24 protein-coding genes are annotated in these 22,800 nt (G+C 34.4%); 2 read left to right on the forward strand and 22 right to left on the reverse strand.

Features of this window, described 5'->3' with window-relative positions:
* Positions 1–66: 66 nt before the first annotated feature.
* On the reverse strand, positions 67–216 hold the full coding sequence (locus DV740_RS14930) for a hypothetical protein (protein WP_022243978.1): 150 nt from the start codon (positions 214–216) through the stop codon (positions 67–69).
* 444 nt (positions 217–660) lie between these two features.
* Between DV740_RS14930 and DV740_RS05715 the strand changes: the two genes are divergently transcribed.
* Positions 661–1,620, forward strand: a complete 960-nt coding sequence (locus DV740_RS05715) for a hypothetical protein (protein ID WP_118087605.1) — start codon at positions 661–663, stop codon at positions 1,618–1,620.
* Between the two features lies 1 nt (position 1,621).
* Positions 1,622–2,167 carry a histidine phosphatase family protein gene (locus DV740_RS05720; protein ID WP_117842035.1) on the forward strand — a complete coding sequence of 182 codons (546 nt, stop codon included), beginning with the start codon at positions 1,622–1,624 and terminating at the stop codon, positions 2,165–2,167.
* On the opposite strand, the gene DV740_RS05725 is transcribed toward DV740_RS05720, so the two are convergent.
* The 21 genes from DV740_RS05725 to DV740_RS05825 form a co-directional block, all read right to left on the reverse strand.
* Positions 2,162–4,870 carry a tetratricopeptide repeat protein gene (locus DV740_RS05725; protein WP_117842036.1) on the reverse strand — a complete coding sequence of 903 codons (2,709 nt, stop codon included), beginning with the start codon at positions 4,868–4,870 and terminating at the stop codon, positions 2,162–2,164. The two genes, DV740_RS05720 and DV740_RS05725, sit on opposite strands and share 6 nt — an antisense overlap.
* 467 nt (positions 4,871–5,337) lie before the next feature.
* Positions 5,338–6,738 carry a hypothetical protein gene (locus DV740_RS05730; protein ID WP_118087606.1) on the reverse strand — a complete coding sequence of 467 codons (1,401 nt, stop codon included), beginning with the start codon at positions 6,736–6,738 and terminating at the stop codon, positions 5,338–5,340.
* Between the two features lie 24 nt (positions 6,739–6,762).
* Positions 6,763–7,275, reverse strand: coding sequence for a hypothetical protein (locus tag DV740_RS05735; protein WP_118087607.1), 513 nt, complete (start codon positions 7,273–7,275; stop codon positions 6,763–6,765).
* Between the two features lie 13 nt (positions 7,276–7,288).
* The gene (locus tag DV740_RS14660) at positions 7,289–7,570 is read right to left on the reverse strand and encodes a hypothetical protein (RefSeq protein ID WP_147340198.1); all 282 of its coding nucleotides are present in this window, start codon (positions 7,568–7,570) and stop codon (positions 7,289–7,291) included.
* A 286-nt stretch (positions 7,571–7,856) separates the two neighbouring features.
* Complete coding sequence (locus tag DV740_RS05745; RefSeq protein ID WP_118087608.1) at positions 7,857–8,087, reverse strand: hypothetical protein; 231 nt, start codon at positions 8,085–8,087, stop codon at positions 7,857–7,859.
* Between the two features lie 90 nt (positions 8,088–8,177).
* The gene (locus tag DV740_RS05750) at positions 8,178–8,492 is read right to left on the reverse strand and encodes a hypothetical protein (RefSeq protein WP_118087609.1); all 315 of its coding nucleotides are present in this window, start codon (positions 8,490–8,492) and stop codon (positions 8,178–8,180) included.
* Between the two features lie 15 nt (positions 8,493–8,507).
* On the reverse strand, positions 8,508–9,809 hold the full coding sequence (locus tag DV740_RS14665; protein ID WP_147340197.1) for a hypothetical protein: 1,302 nt from the start codon (positions 9,807–9,809) through the stop codon (positions 8,508–8,510).
* Between the two features lie 19 nt (positions 9,810–9,828).
* Positions 9,829–10,296 (reverse strand): hypothetical protein, encoded by a 468-nt coding sequence (locus DV740_RS05760; RefSeq protein WP_118087611.1) that lies wholly within the window; start codon positions 10,294–10,296, stop codon positions 9,829–9,831.
* A gap of 30 nt (positions 10,297–10,326) precedes the next feature.
* A complete protein-coding gene (locus tag DV740_RS05765; RefSeq protein WP_118087612.1) occupies positions 10,327–10,965 on the reverse strand; it encodes a hypothetical protein in 639 nt (212 codons plus the stop codon).
* A 138-nt stretch (positions 10,966–11,103) separates the two neighbouring features.
* Complete coding sequence (locus tag DV740_RS05770; RefSeq protein WP_118087613.1) at positions 11,104–11,736, reverse strand: hypothetical protein; 633 nt, start codon at positions 11,734–11,736, stop codon at positions 11,104–11,106.
* Positions 11,723–16,612, reverse strand: a complete 4,890-nt coding sequence (locus DV740_RS05775) for a DUF6531 domain-containing protein (RefSeq protein WP_147340196.1) — start codon at positions 16,610–16,612, stop codon at positions 11,723–11,725. The genes DV740_RS05770 and DV740_RS05775 overlap by 14 nt, the downstream gene beginning before the upstream one ends.
* 23 nt (positions 16,613–16,635) lie before the next feature.
* Positions 16,636–16,911, reverse strand: coding sequence for a hypothetical protein (locus DV740_RS05780; protein ID WP_022242323.1), 276 nt, complete (start codon positions 16,909–16,911; stop codon positions 16,636–16,638).
* A 12-nt stretch (positions 16,912–16,923) separates the two neighbouring features.
* On the reverse strand, positions 16,924–17,211 hold the full coding sequence (locus DV740_RS05785) for a hypothetical protein (RefSeq protein WP_118087615.1): 288 nt from the start codon (positions 17,209–17,211) through the stop codon (positions 16,924–16,926).
* A gap of 26 nt (positions 17,212–17,237) precedes the next feature.
* Complete coding sequence (locus DV740_RS05790) at positions 17,238–17,741, reverse strand: DUF5082 domain-containing protein (RefSeq protein WP_158561526.1); 504 nt, start codon at positions 17,739–17,741, stop codon at positions 17,238–17,240.
* Between the two features lie 20 nt (positions 17,742–17,761).
* The gene (locus DV740_RS05795; RefSeq protein WP_118087617.1) at positions 17,762–18,217 is read right to left on the reverse strand and encodes a hypothetical protein; all 456 of its coding nucleotides are present in this window, start codon (positions 18,215–18,217) and stop codon (positions 17,762–17,764) included.
* A gap of 21 nt (positions 18,218–18,238) precedes the next feature.
* Positions 18,239–18,949 carry a hypothetical protein gene (locus DV740_RS05800; protein ID WP_118087618.1) on the reverse strand — a complete coding sequence of 237 codons (711 nt, stop codon included), beginning with the start codon at positions 18,947–18,949 and terminating at the stop codon, positions 18,239–18,241.
* 18 nt (positions 18,950–18,967) lie between these two features.
* Positions 18,968–20,152 carry a hypothetical protein gene (locus DV740_RS05805; RefSeq protein WP_118087619.1) on the reverse strand — a complete coding sequence of 395 codons (1,185 nt, stop codon included), beginning with the start codon at positions 20,150–20,152 and terminating at the stop codon, positions 18,968–18,970.
* Between the two features lie 28 nt (positions 20,153–20,180).
* Positions 20,181–20,891, reverse strand: coding sequence for a hypothetical protein (locus tag DV740_RS05810; protein WP_118087620.1), 711 nt, complete (start codon positions 20,889–20,891; stop codon positions 20,181–20,183).
* 87 nt (positions 20,892–20,978) lie between these two features.
* The gene (locus DV740_RS05815) at positions 20,979–21,671 is read right to left on the reverse strand and encodes a hypothetical protein (RefSeq protein ID WP_118087621.1); all 693 of its coding nucleotides are present in this window, start codon (positions 21,669–21,671) and stop codon (positions 20,979–20,981) included.
* 41 nt (positions 21,672–21,712) lie between these two features.
* Entirely contained in the window at positions 21,713–22,423 is a 711-nt protein-coding gene (locus DV740_RS05820; protein WP_118087622.1) for a hypothetical protein, read from the reverse strand.
* Between the two features lie 69 nt (positions 22,424–22,492).
* Complete coding sequence (locus DV740_RS05825) at positions 22,493–22,786, reverse strand: WXG100 family type VII secretion target (RefSeq protein ID WP_022242273.1); 294 nt, start codon at positions 22,784–22,786, stop codon at positions 22,493–22,495.
* Positions 22,787–22,800: the final 14 nt, after the last annotated feature.

Raw genomic sequence — 22,800 nt, forward strand, 5'->3', positions numbered from 1 at the left:
ATTTTTACGGTGTTTTTGCCTTTCTAACAGTCCTTTTAGGGGGTATATTTATTCTATATTATATTTCTATTTTATTCTTTGCAGGAGTGCTTTTACTTCTCTTACGTCTGTATCTGTCATCTCTGCAATCTGCTCTGGTGAATAACCTTTTCTGCTCATGCGTGCAAAGATTTCTGCCATCCCATCTTCTTTTATTCCCTGACTCAAATTACACATGATGTTCACATCCTCTCATGTGGATTTTTCTGTGCGAAATTATTGTAACACGAAATGACAGATGAGGATAGCAGAATTTAAACGAGCGCTGTTTGGAATTATTAATTATGGATTGTTATGGCTTGAAATGATGGATAATCCGGTATTATCTGTTGAATTTCATAGAGCTGCTAGATAATAAGATTTTTTTCTTTGTGTTGTTTTAGATGTGGGTGTTATGCCGAGCAATAAGGATGTAAACAATTGTAAATTATCTATAACATGTACCGAAAATTAAAATTTAAGTTACTAATTGCTAATAGAAAAGAGGGATAAACTATTAAACAAAATATTAAATATTATAATGAATCTATAAAACATTTTATAGACTTAAGTACTAAAGATGCTACTGCTAATATAGCAAAAGAACATGGGATTATAGGGCTTACGCGTTTAAATATCTGTATGGAAAAATTGGACTTAGATATTTCAAACAATTTTTTCATTGCATTGCCTGATTTCACTTATACAAGAAACGCTCTACGCTGGAATGCAGGGTTCCCGTATGGATGTATTATCAATATAGGGCAGACTATACCATTTATACCAATTGATTTTCGACCAAATTGTTGTGGTATTATTTTTGCAGAAGTCCCAAATCAGGATTACGATATTGAACAAATCCAAAAAAAATATTTAGAGATTATAAATTCATATGATGATATTAATCCAAATGATTTTAATAAGCGTAATCATTTCTTTGGACTTTATTATAACGCAAAGAAAAATACATATTACTTCTTAATACATGGTTCTTTCTCTTTTGCAAAAAAGTCCTTATATAGCGAAAAAAATGACGATTTAATGGCAAGGGTTTGCAGCATTGATATCTTAGGCACACCTTTTCATTTTTTAAAAAATGATGACGCCTCTTTATATTATAATAAATATTTGTATTTTGAAAAAAAGTCTATGTATTACCGTGAACTAATTTTAAAAGAATTGTTTCCTGAAGCACAAATCTTATTTCATCGTACGCATGAAGGCTTTATGGATATGGGAACAATCCTCCTAGGAGCATATGCAGATAATCTTCCTTTTATGTGCCCAATTATGTTATCGCCAGAAGAAGATTTACCTATAACTAATATAAATGAACCAGTTGAAATATCCCCTAATAAAATATTGTTTTGTGCTCCTCATGGCGGGGGATATGCATTATCTTCTGTTATCAGTTCCGAAAAATGTAATGGGTCTGCTAATAATTATATAGTGACATATACCAACAAATCAAAGATGTTGACCAATAATATTATTGATATGCCTTTTTATTATAGAGGCGATTCTGCCTATAAATGGTGCAACGAATATAAAAAAGGAGTTATTGTTGACAAGCTAACACCTGTGTTCAACTTAAAAATTTAACATGAAAAAGAAATTATATGTTCTTAGACATTGTAAGACGTTATTTAATGAAAAAAATATTGTTAGCGGACAAACGGATTGCCCGCTACTAGAGTACTCTGTTAACTACTCCATTTTAAGCAAAGAAAGTCAGTTGGAATCATATATACTGATCTCTTCACCATTAAATCGATGTGTCTTAACAGGAAAAATACTACAAACGCAATCCGGGCTTCAAATCTCTTCTTCTACAGATTCGCGTATTATTGAAAGAAATATGGGGATTCTGGAAGGTAAAAAACGATGCGAATTATTTAAAGAATATCCAGATTACTTTTTTAATGGGCATTTTAAAGAATATATGACACCTCCTATGGGAGAAAGTTTTGATGAATTCAAATTTAGAATTACCTCTTTCTCACATTCTATAGAAAAAATGCTTTTAAAAAATAATATTATAATTTGTTCACATAATCAAGCATTAAGAATGTTAACTGCTATTATAAAGGATAAGCAGTTCGAAGATATTCCTAAATATCCTAATGGATTAGTTCAGAAATTATTATAAATCATCTACATTTATTCTCAAATTTTTTAGCTCCGAAGTTATGATGCCTGCTTCTATTAGCAAGGTAGATGTAATAGCTTTATTATTATTATGTAACCGCTCAAATAAATTTTTTATGTGCTTAGATAAATATTTGCTGTATATATCACATTGTTCTAATACACTACGTTCTAAGAATTGTTTAGTCAATTCATACTGCTTTTTTGATTCATTATGTAAATCAGTATAGGTTCCTTCTGATAGGCGAACAATGGTATCAATTCGAAAAAGCAACTTTTCATTTGATGCAATACATAAACAATCATATAATAATTCTTCGATATTGATTTCTTTATAATTTATCTCATATTTCATTATATTTTTAACTAAAGTCAAATTGACAGCTACTACTTCTTTAGCTAATCCAAGTTCTTTTGCAATATTCTGTGCCTGTTCTATATAAAATATCGCATCCACAAATTCATGTCTTTTAAAATATACGTTAGCCATTAATTTATACGCATACATAATTCCTCGTTTATCGTTATAAGACTCTTTAATCGAAATACTTTTTTGTAAATAGTCTATACTCTCATCTAACTCATCCAATGCAAAGCAACATTTAGCAATACGATAATATGCAAACGATTTTCGCTTTGGGGTTATTAGTGTTTCCAATTCCGCTATTTTTAAAAAGGTGTTTTTACTTTCTGGATATAATCCTTTGCAACATTCTATCATCGCAATTCTATGTATTGTTTTTACTGCTAAAGAAGTATTATTATTAGAAATCGCAAATTGATAACTAAGCAAATATATCGTGAGAGAAGTTTCCAAATCTCCTCTAATATAGTAAACTCTTCCTATAAGAAGCAGAATTTGTATTCGAAGTTCTTCTTTCATCTGTTCAAAAATATATTTTCTGTTATCATAAAATGAGAGTAATAATTTGTCATATAAATCACAAAAATAGAAGCACCTTAATTGAACATAATATATGCTTTCCCATTGTAAAGAACAAAAATCAATATCCTTTTCTATTATTGTCAGATATTGAACACATAAATCATATTGCGACAGCCGCTCTAATAAAATTATTTTCATTTTACATAATTCTATTAAATACTCATTGTCAGTCGAAATTTCTTCCATTTGTTGAACAAGTTTTAATGTTTTCTTAATCAGCTGATGATGTAAAAGTCTAGGAAATGATTTTTCCAAAAAACAGTATGCATTTTGTAGTAGCTTATGCTCATTGTATATGCTAATAATGTCCAATACAATATCAATCTCGGTTTCAGATATTATTGTAAGATCATTTATAATTTCTTGAAAATCTTCATTATTCAAAGTATAACTTTTAAAAAATGGTTTATATTTGTCGTGAACATGATAACTATTCCCTCTATTCTCAACTAATCTTTTTTCCACTAACTGTGATAAGTTTTCAAGTAAATTCAATTTAGAAAAGTATTTTTTTTCAATTGGCAATGATGCATAAGTCAAAATAAACAATACCCTTTTCTCACTTGGGCTTAAATAATCTATAAAGCCATGCAAGTATGTATCATTTGATTCAAGATTGTTTTGGTTTGTTTGACTATCTACCAATATGGCATAACCAGGCAGACCATTATACTGATTTTTGATTAAAGCCGCAATATCTTTCCTTGATATCCCAATATGATGAATAATTATTGAATCAAGATCCTTCTCTTCTAAGCCCTCTAGTACCAATATTCTTAGATTGTTTTTAATGTTAACTGTTTTAGGAAAAATATTAAACCAACCAATAAAATAAATTCTATTTGTTTTAGCCGTTATAATAGTTTCAAATGTATTTTTTAAAATCATATTCTCAAAAGAACATTTATGAACATTATCTATTATAATAATCGGACGAAAAAGCTTTAACAAATACATTAATATGCTTATTAATTCATTTGATAAATAAAAACCATGGTTCTGTAAATAATTTTTTAGATTGCAATCATTGTAATGTATTTCAAAAAAGTGAGATAAAGAAAAGAAAAAGGAACTGATTTGCCGTTCACTTTCTTCATCATAAATAGTATGCCAAAAAATATTTTCTCCATTTTGGTTATATACATAAGCTATATTTTTTAATAATTGTGTCTTTCCACATGCAGAAACTCCTTGAATATAATAAGCTAAATAGTCGTTCCCCATTAAAATATTTCTTTCCCATTCACGATCCGCAAGATAGTGATCTGTATATACAATTTGATTATCGTATTCTAATTCTACTAAATTCGTATGGTTTGAATTTTTTAACGAATCTATAATACGTTCCTTTAAATTAACTAAAATATCTGATTTTTCTTTTTCTAATTCTTCATTATATTTTTCTATATTTAATTCTTCTTCAAATAAAACTGAAATGCCATATTCTTTGCAAAATAAATTAATATAATCTTTAGTGGAAGGCGTTAAGTAAGGTTTAATCCATAAATATAATAATGCAGGTCGGTGGATTTTTGCCCAGTCTAGACTTGACATTATATTTTCTTTATTTACAGACTGAGCATAACATTTACATTCGACAATAACATCATAAATCATTGTCCCGATTTTATATTGTAATAATATATCCCTTCCGCGATCTGGTCCCCCATCATAATGAGAAATGGAATAAGGATTTGTGGTATACAATATTTGACATACATTACTTTCAAATTCAGTTCCTTTATCAACTGTTATCATTTTCAATTCCTCTACCTTCTAAAGCAAAGACACACATCCTACATATTTGGATAATTTACAATTGTTTACATCCTTATTGCTCGGCATAACACCCACATCTAAAACAACACAAAGAAAAAATTCTTATTATCTAGCAGCTCTATGAAATTCAACAGATAATACCGGATTATCCATCATTTTCATATCATCCAGACTCCTCAAAGATTTCTCTCCACTCATCTGGCTATTCTCTAATACAAATTTTCCATAGTCATTTTTTCAAATACACAAATAAACACTGTATTATATTTCACAGTATCAGTTACACTATCTATATATTCTAGTTTAAACTCAAATGGGGATTACTGTTGGAGAATTCCAACATATCTGAATTATGTGATATTTGTACTAGCTATCACTTATAACTCATACTCCCATTCATCAAATTACTTTTTCTGTTAATAGATTACTCTCTTTGTCATTTCTTGTCAATTATTTTGTTGGAAATCTTTTTCAAAGGACTGCATTTCCCGGAACATTTCCTTGTCTACATAGCAGCCGGCTTTCTCATGCTCGGTCAGATTGATGGCACAGTCAAACTGGTCAATGATTCCTTCTATCGGCTGTACCATTCCTTTCCAGCCATCCCCCATAGCATCCTGCAGCCGCTTCCAGTCCGTATACATTCTGACCGCTGCATTATTATGCTTTCCTTCTATGGTCGGAAGTGAAATCTGCATATCCCTTTTCAGTACAGTTTTGCCATTTTCATCCGGCTCCGGAAAATCTGCTGACGTTTTAGTTGGAATAATAAATCTGGCTTTTGTCATTTCTATGGACAGAAATCTAAAATATAATTTGTAAATAAGTTTCTGCTCGTCTGTTACCGGCTGCCCAAGCTGAGCAATCAGAAGCATCCATCTTACCAGGTCAGGATTAGTAACCGGAACGCTAATTTCCGGTATATTGCTGTAGTCCGGCTCCGGAACAAATTCCGGCGCTGCTATTGCCGTATTTTCATTTACCACTTTGACTCCACAGGCACCGTTCATATAAAAACAGTATCCAAGGAAATTGTAAATTGCCTTATGGGAATCATCGTTTTTAATCTCTCTGATTTCATACCGTTCTTCTGGAAATCTGACTTTAAATATATCCTTATATGCCTTAGTCAGAATCCAGATATCAGGTGGTGTACACATATATGTGCCATCCTGTCGGTCTACTGTCTGGGAAAAAAGTGCCGGCTCTCCTGTGATTTTACTGTATACGCAATAAATAGCAGGTGCTTCCAATACCTTTTGAACAAGGGCTTTTGCAATTACACCAATCCTCTTTCGGACTTCTTCTTTTTCAGCATCATCCTTTGCCGGAATTACTTTCGTTTTATACCACGCATACAAACGCCAGATTTCTGAACAATCCGTAATGCTTAACTCATCAAGTTCTTTCTGTGAAAGTACCAGTTGTTTTGACGATACATAAGTATCTCCCAGACCAGAAATATAGGCATCATGTACTTCTTCTACAGTTGTCGCTCTTGAATATATCATTGTTCCGCATTTTATCGGATAAGTTCCAGTCTGCTCCAATTTCAATCCTACCCGACAGTTTTCTGCTTCACGCACAGTTTTTCCCTGTCCAACTTCTATTCCGAGCACTACTGTCACCAGTATTTCTCCATCATCATCCGAAAAATTACTCATGTAGACAGCATCACCCACCTGTATTTTTCCCTTCAGTTCACCTACAACCACGATATCATCTGTATTTCTAAGGCGGAACTTATCCTGTACTTTTAATACACACTTTCTTGCTGCTTCTTTGGAACTATTTTCCACTGCATTATCTTTATTCTTAAAAAGATGTAACTTTTCCCTGATTCCCATTGCAACCGGCTCCTTTTCGTTGTTCTAATTGTTCTGCTGTCTATCTATGATATATTCCAGCATTTTTCTCGCATTAGCTTTTTTCATTTGAAGTTCAAACAGTCTTTCCTTTTTTTCATTAAAAAACAGATATGCCACATTTCCCGGCATTGCACTAACCCCGGTGATTTGCCCGATTGGGATATTTTTTAGTTTTCTTTCTGCATAGTAAAATACTTCATTTTTCTTTATAAATACTGCCGAATATGTAAAATGCTGACACAAAAATGTTGCAAAACCAAGTTGAACCATACAGCAACAAAAAAGAAATAGAAATAGTGACGCTATTTCTATTGAAAATAACAGAATCACCCATTCCAAAACGCTAATTATATAAAACAGAATTCCAAATATCCATATTATTTTTTTATCCCCTACATAGATAAATGCTTCTGCTTTATTATTTTTCTGCTCTTTCTTACATTCAAGCATAAACTTTAAATCAAAAATTCCTATCACAAATGCTAAAATTATTAATATAATTAAAAAATATTTCATGCTATCACCTCGTCTAAAATAATCCTATAAAATCCGCCAGTATTAAATATAATGCATACCATATTCCAAAAGCTAAAACTGAAAAACAACTAAAATACAGTAGAATTTTTTCTCTTTTCTCTTCCGCATTTTTTGCCATATCAAATATTCCAATTCCAGCAGCCCAAAACAGAACTCCCAAAAGAAACTTTAACCAATAAATGCATATTATTTCTCTATTTAATGGCATCAATAAATAAAAAACGACTCCAATAATATCAACTACCTGTACACCTATCGCATACATCAACCCCATAATCGAAATTTCTCCATAAGAATGCCACAACCAGGTAAATACATATAAGAATCGATTATCTATCCAAATTTTTCTTCTGCCTGACGGTTTTTCTGAAAACCTAACTATAAACCACATCCAGACAGAAAACATAATACATTTTATGAATAAGTGCATTTTCTTTATCACCTCGTCTGTAAAAACTCTACTACCTTATTCCTTTTTTCTAAAAAGAATCGATATTCTGTTCCATTTCTTTTAACTATGTTTATCTGATTTGTAAAAATACCAAACAACTTTTCCTCTTCTAATTCTCTCCTCCCATATCCGAAATAATATATATCACCTTTGCTCCAAATAATTTCTTCATTTCTTCTTCAAAATTTAAATATACGGTTTTAGCTATATATACCTCTCCGGTAAAATTCATTAAAAACTTGTCCATATTATTTTTATAAATGAAACCATATTTAGAACAATTCTTGTATAATTGATGTTCAACCTTCAGTGTATTTAGTTCTTTTCTATCTTTAACCAATAATCCCGCATCAATTTCTTCAAAAAAGAGTGTTATCCACGGACAATGAACGAATTTGCCATTTTTATATATATTTACTCTTAAATTTCGTCAATAAAGATAGGTATTGGATATTATAACTGACTTCACTTCAGATAAATCTTTCTTTCGTCTTTTAAAATTATGATAATAAACTATTTTCTCATCCTGAATGTAATATCCATCTATGAAGAACCCGATTCCATAAACTAATAAGAACGCAATCCCTACATATTCAAGCAGGACAAGAATTGACACAATTCCATATCTGTCACCAGTAAGTTTTAATATAACAATTATTCCTAAAATTAGACCACAATATATTGCCAGCCCTCTCATTACATTGTGATATACTACTGAAATATAATATTTTTGTTTATTCATCATCTGTTTTCACCAGCTCTAATCCAATTCCAATATCTCTTTCACATTTTTACATCTTGCCATTATTTCCTGTGTTATATCATCATTCATTGCATATGAAAATAAATACTCCTTCTTTCTATCAAAAACATCTGTAAATGTGCCATAATCTCTGCGTAACTTTTCAGGTGTCTTTCCAAAAATAGTCCTATGAGGGCAATTATCTCCAGTCATTATGTATCCTATCTTTGAATATTCTATTTTTTCACTAACAAATGCTGTCCCTTTATATCCCATTACCAGCATATAATCCCTGTTAAAAATGATATAAAAGGATTTATCATATGTTCTTTTTATCACCAGAAGTGCCGGATAATATAATAATGCCAAAAGCCACATCACAATCATTACAACTTTACTTGCAAAAAAAACATAAAATAAAACTCCAAGTAAAACAAGTGCTGCTCCTACTGAAATTGCGATTGTTCTGCATGTCCGTTCATTTCTCTTAGTACTTTTCATATAATGAATTTTCTTTCCAGTCACTTTTGCATCTGATTTCACTTCCTCATCATTCTTTTTTCCATAGTTTTTCAGTAACTGATCAATATTAAAAAATGCCGTCTCTAATACTTCTTCACCATCTACATATAATCTTGCTTTATTCGCTTTCTTATATTCTTTTTCAAAATACAATTTATTGCCGTATCCCCGTTTTAATAATGTAGAATATGTTACCGTTCCATTCTGGTATATACAAATTTTCTCACTGTAAAACAATTTTTCAAATGCAATCAATATTACCTTCCCTACAATTCCGGCTTTCCATGCATTTAAGACAGCCGGATGTATATTTCCTGTCATAACACACAATACTGCCTGTAGTAAATATATATCAAAGACCGTGCTTATCGTTAAAGTTAATACTACACCACGACCATTTGTTAATATACTTTGGGCAAATTCGTTTTTTATTACTTCTGTTTTCAGATGTATCAAAATTCTTTTTATATTGCACCCTACATTAATTATTAAAATACCAATAATGACTATTCTGCACAGACATTTGCCCCACACCAATTTTTCCGAATTATCAAATAGTTTCCAAAGATTAAATATATCATCTTTCCATGCCCACAAACCTATCATGATACTAAACAAAGCGCATATACTTAGTAGCCTTACATATATTAATGCCCAACCACCTACTACTCCCACGCCTTGGTTAAAATTTGTTCTAACCCCAAATAAATTTGCAAAACACTCTCTAAATAATATTCGGATTCCATATGTAAATAGCAAAATAAGAAATAATGTGTATATGTATATCATCTTTTCCATTCCTTAACTTTAAAATGAACTATACTCCTGTTCCACATGCAATTTTATATACTCTGTCATTTTCATCAAAATAGAATGATGTTGAATAAATACCATTTTGAACCGCATATTCATTTTCTTCCTCATTACTTAAAGTTTCCTTTAATCCATATGCCAGCATAACTTCTTTTTTTGATGAGCCTACCCCAATTTGCAGTATTCCAAATCGAATATCAGGATCCGTAATTCTAACACTTTCCATATAATTTCCAATAAAGGTATATTCTATATCTTCAAATTTAATATCCTCGCAGTTTCCATATAGTTTTTCTCTGCTAACAGGCTCCCCATCTTTTTCTAAAATTTCCTGTTTGCTTTGACGGAAAAAACAATTAAAATCGTGTAATCCATATGTACCGTATTTCATTTTAAGAAATATAACTAATACTATAAAAATAAGAATAATAATACCTATAACTACCTTTGCTCTTCTTTTACTCTTTACCATCTTTTTCCCCCATTCTATAAAAGTAATGTTTTAATTACTATTTTCATTTCTGGATTTATAAAAGTCTGGTCTCACAATTATATCTACTTTTACAAATGCACTTATAAATGCTGCAACCATCATTACAATCATAATACAACACCAAAAAAATACTGAACTTTTTTGTTTTCCTAATGCATTGAATAATACTGCTCCTCTGCGTCCAAAAAATCGTCTTCCTACCACACACAAACACGTTAATAAAAATAAACTCATTGTTTCTATAATTTTTAACGTACTTCTTACATTTTTATTTTTTATTACTATTTTTCCAGTTGTTAATAATGCCCCCCAAATTCCCAATATTATAGAAATCACATAACTTATAATACAAATTGCTGTGCTTTTTTCAGGCGGCAAATTTCCCTGCACCATTATTTGTATCAAAAGTCCCAGCGAAATAAATAAACATATATGTGCATTGTATTTTCTATAATCATATTCTTTTCTTATAAATGAAACTACTGCCCCCAAAATAATAAAAGCTATTACACACACTGCTATACATGCTGTAAAGCCCATATTGGCTCCACGATAATAGCTATCAAATGCTCCCAGTAACCCCAACACACTATATACAAAAATTCCTGCCCCTGTTTGTTTTAAAATTGCTTTACTCTTTTTCACCATAGCCTCATCTCCATATTGAAGTCTGCAACTGACCAAGTCACCTTTTTACATCAGCGATGAAATAATGCCATATGTTCTTTTTATTTTTCTGATAGAGCATACTTCGCATCTGCCATGCATATCTCCATATATCATAATTCAAATAATATGTATTGACTTTGTTGCTGCTCTTTCATCTATTTCATTTTTAAAATTTAGATATAGCGACTTTGTAATATATATATTTCCTGTGTATTTTTCCATTATTTCAGCAATTACATCTTTCTGGTAGATAAAGCCCACTTTTTGCTTAGATTTAAATATTTTATTCTCTATTTCAATGGAAGTCACTTTATCTGGATATAACCCCACCTCCATTGGATCTATTTTTTCAAAAAATAAAGTAAACCATGGACAAGGAATTATTTTTCCATTTTTCCACATATTAATTGGATTTGTTCCATGAAAATATATGTATGCATTCGATATCACAACAGCTTCTATTTCCTTCAATTTTTTTCTGTTCTTTTTAAATTTATGAAAAAATACTATTTCATCATGTCGAATAATATATCCATCTCGAAAAAACTGAACGGAAAATGTTACTGCCAAAAACGCTTCTATTAAAAGCAAATCCACAAATAACAATGTTAGTTGCTCTTTTATATATTTATCATTAATTGCCTGTATACATCCACCAAAAACAAGAACAATACATGTATACACAATTAACCCCTTTTTTATATTGTACTTTTCCATCGAGATATGATATTTTTGTTTACTCTTTAACATCTTCCTTACCTTTTTCCTTCTGCCATGACCATAAGTTGTTTGTGCTATCCAATGCCATTAACCCATTATCTATTGCTCCATAAAACTGATTTATGCCCTCTTTAAAGCCTTCTGTATATCCTACCATTAACGTTTCTGCAACAGTACTATTTTGGGTTGCTGCCTGCATATAACCTCCAGGAATACTATATGCCATGCCTTTTAAAGATGCTTTTACTGCATCACCGCCAATTTCTTCTGCACTTTTTTTCTTTTTGCTCCATGGATCAAAATTATCCATCATATCTGTAACTACAGATCCCAAACCATTAGCTGCACCACCTATTATTGTACCTATTGGACTATTTCTACCTGCTATAGCCTGTATTCCACCTGCTATAGCTCCTCCTACCCATCCATTAATATAACTTCCTCCATTTTTTTCATTTGCAACTCCACTCAATACTCCTCCAACTGCTGCTCCTGCTATAATTCCAGCTGCAATTCCACCTGTTCCTACAAGAACTGCTCCAACCGCTACAACTGCAACTGTAACTGTCGCAACCTTGGCAACAGTTTCAATCCATTTTGGCCACATGCCATTCAAATCAACCAAATCCAACGGTCTGTTCCAGCAATAGCCATAATGGTTCATTGTATATGGTGCAGCAATATACCCCTTTATAAAGTCTTCACTGATAAACCTGCCAACTCCAGCATCATATCGTCTTGCCTGTGCAAAGTATAGTGCACCAACGCTGTCCATCTGATAACCGGTAAATCCGAAGCTTTGTAAAGAATCTTTAAAGATATCTTTTGCAGTCCGAATATCATTACCAAATTCGTCAAATCCGTAGACCTCCTCGCTTCTTCCATCTTCATCTGTAAGACGCATCGGACTTCCCAAATCATCCTGGAAATAGAAATGGTCTCTTCCATCCTCTTCCATTCCAACGACATTACCATCCCAGAAATAAGTCTGGTCTAATCCATTTCCGGTTTTCTGTAAGAGGTTATGATACTGACGGGTAAGATCGAGTGTATAGCGGATGGTCTGAGTTACATCTGCATTTCCTGATGCAATGGTTTGACCCACACGATGCCCCAGACCATTGTACTGATAGTATGCCTTTGTGATTTCTCCGGCTGTCCGGTCAACAGAACTGCTCATCCGGTTCGCCGCATCAAATCCGTATGCTTTTAAAACCTCTTCTCCGCTTGATACGGATAACAGGTTTCCTCTGTGGTCATAATTATAATTCCTGGTTCCGCCTGCATTTGTCTCCTGCATCAACTGGTTCTTTGTATTGTAATGATAGGTTGTTACAAGTTCCCCTGCAGCCTGGTACTCTGTCCTGGTATTTCTGTTTCCAAAGGCATCATATCCATAGGTACGAAGGGTCTTTCCGTTACATGCTACGCTGGTCAGTCGATTCAATGCATCATAATCATAGGAAAAGTTTCCACTGTCTTCCGGCAGTCCCGGTCTCTCTTTTTCAGCCAAGACCTTATTTCCCATAACATCATAATCATAGTGATAACGCTCTGTAAAGTCTGCTCCGGTATGTAAAATCTCTTTGATTTTTCCTGCCCCATTGTAGCTATAGTCTGTACGATTTCCTCCCGGGAATTGCTTTCCAGTCAGTCTTCCAGCTTCATCGTAGCTATAGAGAATTGTTTTCTCCTGTGCATCATCTGAAAGGAGTTTTAAAGCCGACAACTGCATGGCTTCGTTATATTCGTATGCTGTCCTTCTTCCATCCGGATAACAAATTGCCGTTCTCTCGCCCATACTGCCCCATTCATAGCCTACGGTTTTTCCATATGGGTCTGTAACAGAAGCAATGCGTCCTGCCTCATCCATGGCAATCTTAGTTGTGCCAAGCCAATCTCTTACTTCTTCTAACTGGCGGATTGCATTATAGGTCAAAGATACTGTTCGTCCATCCGCATAACAGATTTCCTCTACCTGTCCATCTTTCCCGTAGTGGAAGGATGTCTCATAACCATCTTTATCTATCTTTGCTTTCATTCTTCCAGCCGGATCATAGGTATAGCACTCCACATCTCCCAGCGGGTCTGTCACTGCTGTGACATGTCCTTCCTTATCCCAGGTATATACCGTGTTCTGTGGTTCTTCCCCCTCTGCTCCGGTGCAACTGCTCTGTGTCAGATGTCCCATTGCATCATACTGGTAGAAAGTCTCATTTCCCATGGCATCCGTAACTTTTGCAAGATTACCGTTTGGAGTGTATTCATAGCAGGTCTGATTTCCATTTTCATTTTCTGCCTTTATTACTCGTCCCAATGCATCATATGTAAAATAGGATATACCTCCTGCCGGATTTTGAACAGATATCATACGATCAAGGCTGTCATAGTTATAACGATAACTTTCTCCTGCCGTAGTAGTACGCTCTGTAAGATTTCCCTTTGCATCATAGCCATAATGCTCTCCGGCACCATCCGGGTAACGTACACTTTTTAATCTGCCACCCTTTTCATATTCATAAACAGTACTGCTTCCATTTGGATAACAGATGCGTTCTGCTTTTCCAAGTTCGTTATAGAACACACTTGTAGTTGCCCCGGCTGGATTAGTGACGCTGGTTCGCCTTCCCAAATCGTCATAAGTGTAGCTTGTTACCTGACCGGCTGCATTGGTTTCTTTGATAAGATTTCCCTCTCTGTCATATTCATATGCAGTCCTTGCGCCGTCTGCCTCTAAAACCTCTGTCAGGCGGTTTACGTCATCATAACAATAACGGGTTGTATTTCCCGCAGGATCTGTCATTTCTGTCCGGTTTCCTGCTGCATCATAAGCATACGTCACCACTCCGCCCATCGGAAGTGTCTGTTTTACAAGCCGGTTATTGCTGTCATAGATATATTCCTGTCTGCCCTGATCCGGAGCTGTAACACTACTGATATTCCACATCTTATCATAGGTAAAATGTACTGTCTGTCCTTCTTTGTCTGTATATGTCTCTACTTTTCCAAGTGGATTATAAGTAAATCCTGCTTCATTTCCATCAAAATCCCGGATTGCCATAATCTTTCCACCCGGATTATAGGTATATGCCCTCTGATTTCCCAGAGCATCTGTTACTGCTGTGATACGATTTGCCGCATCATAAGCATAACGTGTCACGTTGCTGTTGGCATCTACTGTTTCTGTCACCCGGTTTAATGCATCATAGCCATAAGTCGTTACACTTCCGCTGACATCCTTTAACTTTACAATGTTTCCTCTTTCATCGTAACTGATTTCTAAAAAACTGCCATCCGCATAAGTAACTGCCTGTGGTCTTCCTGCTTCATCATTTTTGACTGCAACTCTGTTTCCATACAGGTTTTCCATCCCTGTCAGATTTCCTTTTGCATCATAATGATTTTTCAGACGTTCTTTTCCATTGATACTTACACTAAGCAAATGACAATCTGCATCATAAGTATAATTCACTCTGCGCTTCATGGCATCTACTGTCTGGGTAAGATTGCCACGGTTATCATATGCCATCCTGGTGGTTCTTCCTAACCGGTCAGTTTTACTGATACACTGGTTTTTATCATTATAAAGATATTTCTCTTTTGTACCATCTTCATAAATTGTCTCTATGTTCCGGTAACGATCATCATGCACATGGATAATTTTGCTTCCATTTCGTTCTGTCAATGTCACACGACGATTTTTATCATCATAGGCAAAAGTCATTGTTCCACCATCCGGGAATTCCTGTTGAATGATTCGGAATCTTCTGTCATAGAGATTCTTAACAGATGTAACCTGACGGGCATTTTCCACCTCAGTAATTCTTCCGTTCTCTCCATAGCGATATGCATACTCTGCCCCTGATGCCGTTATCACTTTTTTCAGTTCTTTCCCCTGATACTGCAGCAAAACTGTTCTTCCGGTGTGGTCAGTTACTTTTTCAAGCTGTTCCTCTTTATTATAATTATATGTCAGACTGCTGCCATTGTCTGCTTCTGCTTTTTCCAGCTTTCCATCCTCAAGGTAGGAAAAAGAAATGCCCCTTCCGTTCATATTTTCTTTTCGAAACATCTTTCCCTCCCGGTCAAAAGATATTCTCTCCTGCCCCGGATGTATAAGGATATATCCCTCTTCTGTTTCTTTCAGGAATTCCAATGCAGTATTTCTTCCAACATACTCTCCCTGCTCATTTTTATCATAGTAATTTATCTGTCCATCCGCAAGACGCACTCCGACGGTTCCATTTTTTTCTTTTTCCAATGAAATCTGGTAATTATGTAAAAAGCAATTTCCCAGAACTCCCCTACGGCTGTCTTTTGAATTATAATAGCGATGAAAAGAAAGCGGTATCTCTCCGCCTATCTTTAAATCTTCATGTTCATAAATGAAATTTCCTGTGCTTAAATTAACCGGATCTTCGCTGTTCATACAGCCTTCTGCATCCGTTCCAAGCATCTTTTCCTCTATGGTCTTCTCTACCGTTGCTTTGGAATTTCGAATATCCTCTACGTCTGCCTCTAAGACACCTTTCATCCTGCTCATATCCATATTTCCGCCATTCGGATTTATCGTATCCGCAAGATCATTTATCAATTTTATGATATTGTTGCCACAGGAAATCTGCTGACTTACTACGCTGATATATTTTGTATCAACTGCCTGTACATCCGTGAAAATAGTCTCTATCTGCTGTGTTGTCGTATCATTTTTATCTAATATTTTCTTATGATATGCATCTACATCATTCACATAATTTTGAATGTCAAGTTTTCCAAACCATCCCTGTACCGTTAATCCAATATCTCCAAAAAAATCGGTTATCGTATCCCAGGTCGTTGTTGATGTTACATCTTTTACATATTGTAGTAGCTTCTGCTTCGCTTCATCTGAAAAATCTCTTAACATTTCTTCTTTTCCCCCATGCACGCTTATTCACTTACTGTTGCTGTTGCATTGCTTTCTTTGGTATCTAATGATTCTTTTCGATTCGTCATATAAGAAATTGTCTGTGCCAGTAATGTCACATATGCATCCTGCATCCGCTGAAACATATTTCCCATTTCTTCTATCTGTATAATCGTGCTGCCCCCACACTCTCCTATATCCACCGCTGTATATGTCTTATCTGCCCATGTATCATGCAAAGTCTGTAATTCACTGATTTTATTTTCTAGTGCTTCTGTATTCGTTACTGTTGTTGCCATGATAAATCCCCCTTAAAATAAGTACTGATCCTTCTCATCTATTTCTGCAAGAAAATTATTGCAGGTATCTTTCGCTGTTTTTCCAAGTTCACTTATAATCCCTTTTAAACTGGAAGCATATTCTATAAAGGCATCTAATGCGTCCGCTGTATCACCTTCCTGTATTGCCTCTTCTCTGATTGTTGATAATATCGTCAAATAGCTGTCTACGCCTTCCTGTAAATCCTGACTGCGGGTTTCAAAAAGACTTGCCATTCCATTTATATACTCATCATCAATTTTTAATTCTATTCCTGCCATTCTGCTTCTCCTCTGTATCCTCTATATCACTTTTTCACTTTTTTCGTTGTCGTTCCTTTTGCTGTGTTTGTGCTGGCAGCTCTTGCTGCTTCTGCCCTCGCTGCCTCTTCTGCATCCAGTCTTGCTATATTATTGTTCATCTCCTGAATGTTATTACTGCAAGTTGCAATCTTATTCTGGCATTCCACTATTTTATTTGCTATATTTGATATTTCCACATCAACCCGCACTTTTGCATTATCCAGACCACCATATACATTCTGATATTGCTGCCCGGTGAATATATCTGACATTCCAGCATAAAAACCGGCTACTATCTTACTGTTAATTTTGTTCAGCGACTCTGTTTCCGCCAATTTTGTATTGCTCGCTGTCTTGCTGTCAGACAACCTTGCCTGCAACACTCCCAGCTTTGTTTTTGTTTCCTGCAATTCACTTATTTGTTGCTGATATCCACGTATCTCACTCTCATATTGTGCGATTAATGTCTGATTCCGTACAATTTCATTACTACACTGTGATTTCGTCATTTGCATCTTCCTTTCCCACTCTATCCAATTTTTATGCCTTCTATTACACTTCTAAAAACAGGATGCCACTGTGGTATCTCTTCATATCTGCAAACACCACTTAATAAATGAATCTCCTCTTCTGTTCTCCAAATTGCTACAATCGTATAAATATCATCTTCCTGTGCATATGATGTATACTGAATTACATATATTTCCTGTCCATCTATATTCTTTCTGTAAGTCCCAATATTCTTATATCCCGGAACGGTTCTGGTATAGAGGTAATTTAAAGTTTTTACCAGTTCTATATTGCTTTCTTTCTGCTCCGTTAACTCCTGTGAAAATGCGCTGATGATAACATGCTTGTCTCTTACTATGTACATCTTATCCGGCAGCTTTTTTCCCATTCCATATGTTTTTCTCTTTTCCCCTACAGTAGCTTCTTCAAAGCCCTCCGGTAATTGAATCTCTGCTTTTTCTTCCCATATCTTCATCTTCTATGCTCCCTTCTGTATCTACAGGTTGTCCCAGGTTTCAATAGATAAGTTATAATCTTCCTCTGGGAACTTTATATTTTCCAGTTCCTTCCCTGTTTCCATATCAGTTACGATAATCTGTAATGACCAGTTTTTGGTTCCATTCAATACATGATATATTTCTGAATCATATGTCAAAGTCATAAGTGAGCTCATCTTTGCCGTAAAGGTACTTTGACTGTTTAATATTTCTTTTGATACATCCAGATAAAGTATTTTGTAATCATCACTAATTCTAAAATGATATAATTCTTCATCCTTATTTTGTTCTATTACTCTTTTTATATCCTTTTCTGTTAACTCCAGCCAATTTTTTCGCTGCTGCTCTGTTATCTCTGCAACCAGTCCCTCTTCTTTACTTTCATATCCATATTGGCAATATCCGGATTCTCTCATCTCGGCAATATACGACCTTTTATCCGTAAAAATAACTGGAATGATATACTTTTGTAGTCCTGTATTGTCATAATCTTTATAATAATTTCTTGTCAAATCATAGTCTTCATTTATCTTTTTTATCTCTATTCCGAACGGATTCTCATCTGCACTTAATACTACTGTCTCAGGTTCTTCCCCGACCTGTGATTTTTCCGGCACCATCTGCATCTTTTTATATACTATCAGTGCAGCTATAATTCCTATGATAAATAATGCCACTACTATAATTCCTGTTATACTTTTCTTTTTCATTTTATTTTCTCCACTTCTCTATATAAGCGCAAACATCATCATTACCAAAACTACGCATATAAGTGCTTCTCCCACAGCCTTAAGTACCACAGTCACACCCTCCATAAATTCGTTAACCATTTCCCAATCAGGCATCCACGACTCATTATATGATGATTCATAAGAATAAGTCACTTCTTCTACCGGTATATCTACCGCTTCCCATTCCGGCATATCTGTGTTATTGGATTTTTCAATTTCAATGGATGATGCCACTTTTAAGCTATCATTAAGTGCCGTTTCCACTTCATACTTTACACTTGTTTTTTCTAATGATATACCATGCTCTAAAGATACTTCCGTATCTCCCATTGTTACTGTCTCACCTAATCCTATTTTTCCATCTAGCTGTACTGACATATTTCCCGAAACAGAATACTTATCATTTTCAAATAGTGCATCACTTGACACCTTAAAAGATTGTAATACTATTTTCTGCTGTTCAATTGTTAGCCCAATCGTTGATTGGTTTCCAAAATTTGTTATTCCCTTCACATTAACACAATAGGTTGCAGTCATATCTACCCCTAATGGAACTGTAACCTCATATAGTCCTGCCTCTAATTCTACATCCGGAATGATTGATAATACCCATGCAGCAACTCGATTTATATACTCCAATTGTTCCTTTTCTGAAAGTGCTTCAAATTCATCATACGTCAGATTTAATTTTGAAACGGAAATAATATACTCTGCTGCTTCTTCTGCCTTTCCATCTTTAATTAAATTTCTTACAACACTCTGCTGCATTTGGTCTAATCGTTCCCTGTCAGCCTCCAGTGTTGTTCTTAATTTTTCTATATCAAGATTTCCACCATTCGGATTAATATTATCTGCTAAGTCTGTAAAATATGTAATTATTGCATTTCCTGCCGTTACCAGTCCGGCAACTGTTCCGATATATCTGGTATCGACTTGCTGCACATCTGAAAAAATTTGCCCAATCTCTTCTTTCGTTGTAGAATGCTTGCTTATAATATTCTGATAATATCCTTCCATATTATCCAGATAACCCGAAATACCAAGTTTGTTCAACCAGTCCTGTCCCGACTGATTAAACTCTCCTTTTCCATTTCCAATTGTTTCCCATACGCCAGAAGCAATAACGTCATCAACATATTGCATTAAGAGTTCTTTTGCTCCCGGCGAAAAATCTCTCATCATATTTTTCTCTCCCGTTCAATTTCATTTTTTACAAGTTGTCCCATGTTTCAATTGATAAGTTATAATCCTCATCTGGGAATTTTATATTTTCCAATTCCTTTCCTGTTTCCATATCAGTTACGATAATCTGTAATGACCAGTCTTTGTTTCCATTCAGCACCTGATATATTTCTGAATCATATGTTAATGTCATAAGTAAACCCGAATGTATCGTGGCGATATTTTGATGGTTTAATATTTCTTTTGACACTTCCATATATAGCGTTTTACAATCATCACTAATATTAAAACGATATAACTCTTCGTCCTGACTTTGCTCTATTACCCTTTTCATATCTTTTTCCGTCAATTCCAACCAATTTTTTCGCTGCTGTTCTGTTACCTCTGCAACCAGTCCCTTTTCTTTACTTTCATATCCATATTGGCAATATCCGGATTCTCTCATCTCAGCAATATACGACCTTTTATCCGTAAAAATAACTGGAATGATATACCTTTGTAGTCCTGTATTGTCATAATCTTTATAATAATTTCTTGTCAAATCATAGTCTTCATTTATCTTTTTTATTTCTACTCCGAACGGATTCTCATCCGCACTTAATACTACTGTCTCCGGTTCTTCCCCGACCTCTGGCTGTTCCAATGCTGTCTGCTCTCTTTTATACTGCATCAGTGCTGCAGCTATTCCGATTACAAATAATGCTATAATAATTATCCCTACTATATTTTTCTTTTTCATTCTTCTTTTCCTTCTAAAGTATATAATTGTTATATTTCAATTCTTTCGCCTATCTTTAATGAACTAAGATTATTCTGTTACTGCATTTTATTCATCCCACATTTCTGCTGACAAATTCCATTCTTCCTTCGGAAAATTGATATTAGAAAGTTCTCGCCCCGTTTCAAAATCTTTTGTCACTATATTAACTGACCAACTATCGTTTCCATTAAGTATCTGATATATTTCAATCTCCTCCAGCAAACGCATTATATTATCCATAACTTTCGTAGCATGTGCATTAATTGATACATCAGCTTCAATCATCGTATAATTCTCTGATACAGCAAATTTATACAAATCTTCTCCATCAGCTGATAATACTGTTTTATGAATAACCGCCTCTGTATTGCCAATCCAATCTTCTTTCTGCTGTTCCGTCATTTCTGCTATTATATTATCTTCCTCATCTATATAACCATATTTACAATATCCCGATTCCCTTAATGCTATAATGTATGGCCTTTCATCTGTGGTAATATTAGGTATAACAAATTTCTCCAATCCCTTATTATCATAATTTTTATAATAATTTTTTGTCAGGTCATAATCTTCATTTATCTTTTTTATTTCTACTCCAAACGGGTTCTCATCTGCACTTAATACTACTGTCTCCGGTTCTTCCCCCACCTCTGGCTTTTCTACTACCATCTGTTCTTTTGTATACTGCATCATTGCTGCCGCTATCCCGATTGCAAACAATACTATTACTATTGTTCCCACTATATTTTTCTTTTTCATTCTTCTTTTCCTTCTAAATTTTCATAATGTTTATTTCTTATTTATTCACTTGTTTTTACTTTTTCCCACATATCTGGTGATAGCTGAAATTTTTCTTTTGGAAATTGAATATTCATCATCTCTTTCTGTGTTTTCATGTCATTCACAATAATCTGTATAGACCAATTCTCATTACCATTAAAAATTTGATATAGTTCAGAATCATAAATTAATACTATAAGTGTTTCTCCCATTTCATCAATCAATGCACTTTGGTCAATATCCAACTTGATAACTGTATAATCATCTTCAACTGTAAATTTATATAACTCTTCGCTTTCCAGTGAATTCAACTCTTTATCAATTTCATCTATGGCTCTGTCAATCCATTCTTCTTTTTGCTTTTGAGTCATCTCAATATATACTACTTGCTCTTCTTCATCTAGCCAGGCATACTTGCAATATCCTGATTTCCGCAATTCTACGATATATTCTCTTTCATTTGTAAAAATCCCTGTTATTTTAAATTCTTCCAATCCTGTATCATCGTAATTTTTATAATAATCCCTTGTCAGGTCATAATTTTCATTTATCTTTTTTATTTCTACTCCGAACGGATTCTCATCCGTACTTAATACTACTGTCTCCGGTTCTTCCCCGACCTCTGGCTGTTCCAATGCTGTCTGCTCTCTTTTATACTGCATCAGTGCTGCAGCTATTCCGATTACAAATAATGCTATAATAATTACCCCTGCCACATTCCTTTTCTTCATGTTAAGCTCCTCTTTTATCAGAAGAACTGCCTGTTTTTTACAGGCAATCCTCCCAACTTATTTTTGCAATTATCCTCTAACTGCTGCTGCACCCTGTGCATCATCATCCTGTCTGTTCTGCATGTAACTCTGGATGAAATCAGAAATGCTCTGGATAGCATCTCTTGCATTTTCAAGTGCCGGTTTGTACTCATCTTCGAATCTTTCGATAAATGCATCTGCTGTCTGGTTTGTCCAGCCACCCTGTAATTCCCCATTCATCTTTACCAAAGCCTGAATTACCTCATCCAGTGCTTCTGCCTGATTCGCATAAACACTAACTCCTGATGTAAGTACCTCATAATCCACTTTGTTTACTGCCATTTTTCTTTTCCTCC

The sequence above is a fragment of the Roseburia sp. AF02-12 genome (assembly GCF_003461765.1).
In the GTDB taxonomy this organism is placed as follows: domain Bacteria; phylum Bacillota; class Clostridia; order Lachnospirales; family Lachnospiraceae; genus Roseburia_C; species Roseburia_C amylophila.

Bases quoted from the DNA above. Each gene is read 5' to 3' on its own strand.
- DV740_RS05785 (WP_118087615.1), bottom strand. From the start codon at position 17,211: ATGGCAGGAATAGAATTAAAAATTGATGATGAGTATATAAATGGAATG.
- DV740_RS05775 (WP_147340196.1), bottom strand. From the start codon at position 16,612: ATGTTAAGAGATTTTTCAGATGAAGCGAAGCAGAAGCTACTACAATAT.
- DV740_RS05735 (WP_118087607.1), bottom strand. From the start codon at position 7,275: ATGAAATATTTTTTAATTATATTAATAATTTTAGCATTTGTGATAGGA.
- DV740_RS05825 (WP_022242273.1), bottom strand. From the start codon at position 22,786: ATGGCAGTAAACAAAGTGGATTATGAGGTACTTACATCAGGAGTTAGT.
- DV740_RS05760 (WP_118087611.1), bottom strand. From the start codon at position 10,296: ATGGTAAAGAGTAAAAGAAGAGCAAAGGTAGTTATAGGTATTATTATT.
- DV740_RS14930 (WP_022243978.1), bottom strand. From the start codon at position 216: ATGTGTAATTTGAGTCAGGGAATAAAAGAAGATGGGATGGCAGAAATC.
- DV740_RS05715 (WP_118087605.1), top strand. From the start codon at position 661: ATGGAAAAATTGGACTTAGATATTTCAAACAATTTTTTCATTGCATTG.
- DV740_RS05765 (WP_118087612.1), bottom strand. From the start codon at position 10,965: ATGGTGAAAAAGAGTAAAGCAATTTTAAAACAAACAGGGGCAGGAATT.
- DV740_RS05720 (WP_117842035.1), top strand. From the start codon at position 1,622: ATGAAAAAGAAATTATATGTTCTTAGACATTGTAAGACGTTATTTAAT.
- DV740_RS05790 (WP_158561526.1), bottom strand. From the start codon at position 17,741: ATGACGAAATCACAGTGTAGTAATGAAATTGTACGGAATCAGACATTA.
- DV740_RS05810 (WP_118087620.1), bottom strand. From the start codon at position 20,891: ATGAAAAAGAAAAATATAGTAGGGATAATTATTATAGCATTATTTGTA.
- DV740_RS05770 (WP_118087613.1), bottom strand. From the start codon at position 11,736: ATGTTAAAGAGTAAACAAAAATATCATATCTCGATGGAAAAGTACAAT.
- DV740_RS14660 (WP_147340198.1), bottom strand. From the start codon at position 7,570: ATGGGGTTGATGTATGCGATAGGTGTACAGGTAGTTGATATTATTGGA.
- DV740_RS05795 (WP_118087617.1), bottom strand. From the start codon at position 18,217: ATGAAGATATGGGAAGAAAAAGCAGAGATTCAATTACCGGAGGGCTTT.
- DV740_RS05750 (WP_118087609.1), bottom strand. From the start codon at position 8,492: ATGATGAATAAACAAAAATATTATATTTCAGTAGTATATCACAATGTA.
- DV740_RS05805 (WP_118087619.1), bottom strand. From the start codon at position 20,152: ATGATGAGAGATTTTTCGCCGGGAGCAAAAGAACTCTTAATGCAATAT.
- DV740_RS05815 (WP_118087621.1), bottom strand. From the start codon at position 21,671: ATGAAAAAGAAAAATATAGTGGGAACAATAGTAATAGTATTGTTTGCA.
- DV740_RS05820 (WP_118087622.1), bottom strand. From the start codon at position 22,423: ATGAAGAAAAGGAATGTGGCAGGGGTAATTATTATAGCATTATTTGTA.
- DV740_RS14665 (WP_147340197.1), bottom strand. From the start codon at position 9,809: ATGGAAAAGATGATATACATATACACATTATTTCTTATTTTGCTATTT.
- DV740_RS05780 (WP_022242323.1), bottom strand. From the start codon at position 16,911: ATGGCAACAACAGTAACGAATACAGAAGCACTAGAAAATAAAATCAGT.
- DV740_RS05730 (WP_118087606.1), bottom strand. From the start codon at position 6,738: ATGGGAATCAGGGAAAAGTTACATCTTTTTAAGAATAAAGATAATGCA.
- DV740_RS05725 (WP_117842036.1), bottom strand. From the start codon at position 4,870: ATGATAACAGTTGATAAAGGAACTGAATTTGAAAGTAATGTATGTCAA.
- DV740_RS05800 (WP_118087618.1), bottom strand. From the start codon at position 18,949: ATGAAAAAGAAAAGTATAACAGGAATTATAGTAGTGGCATTATTTATC.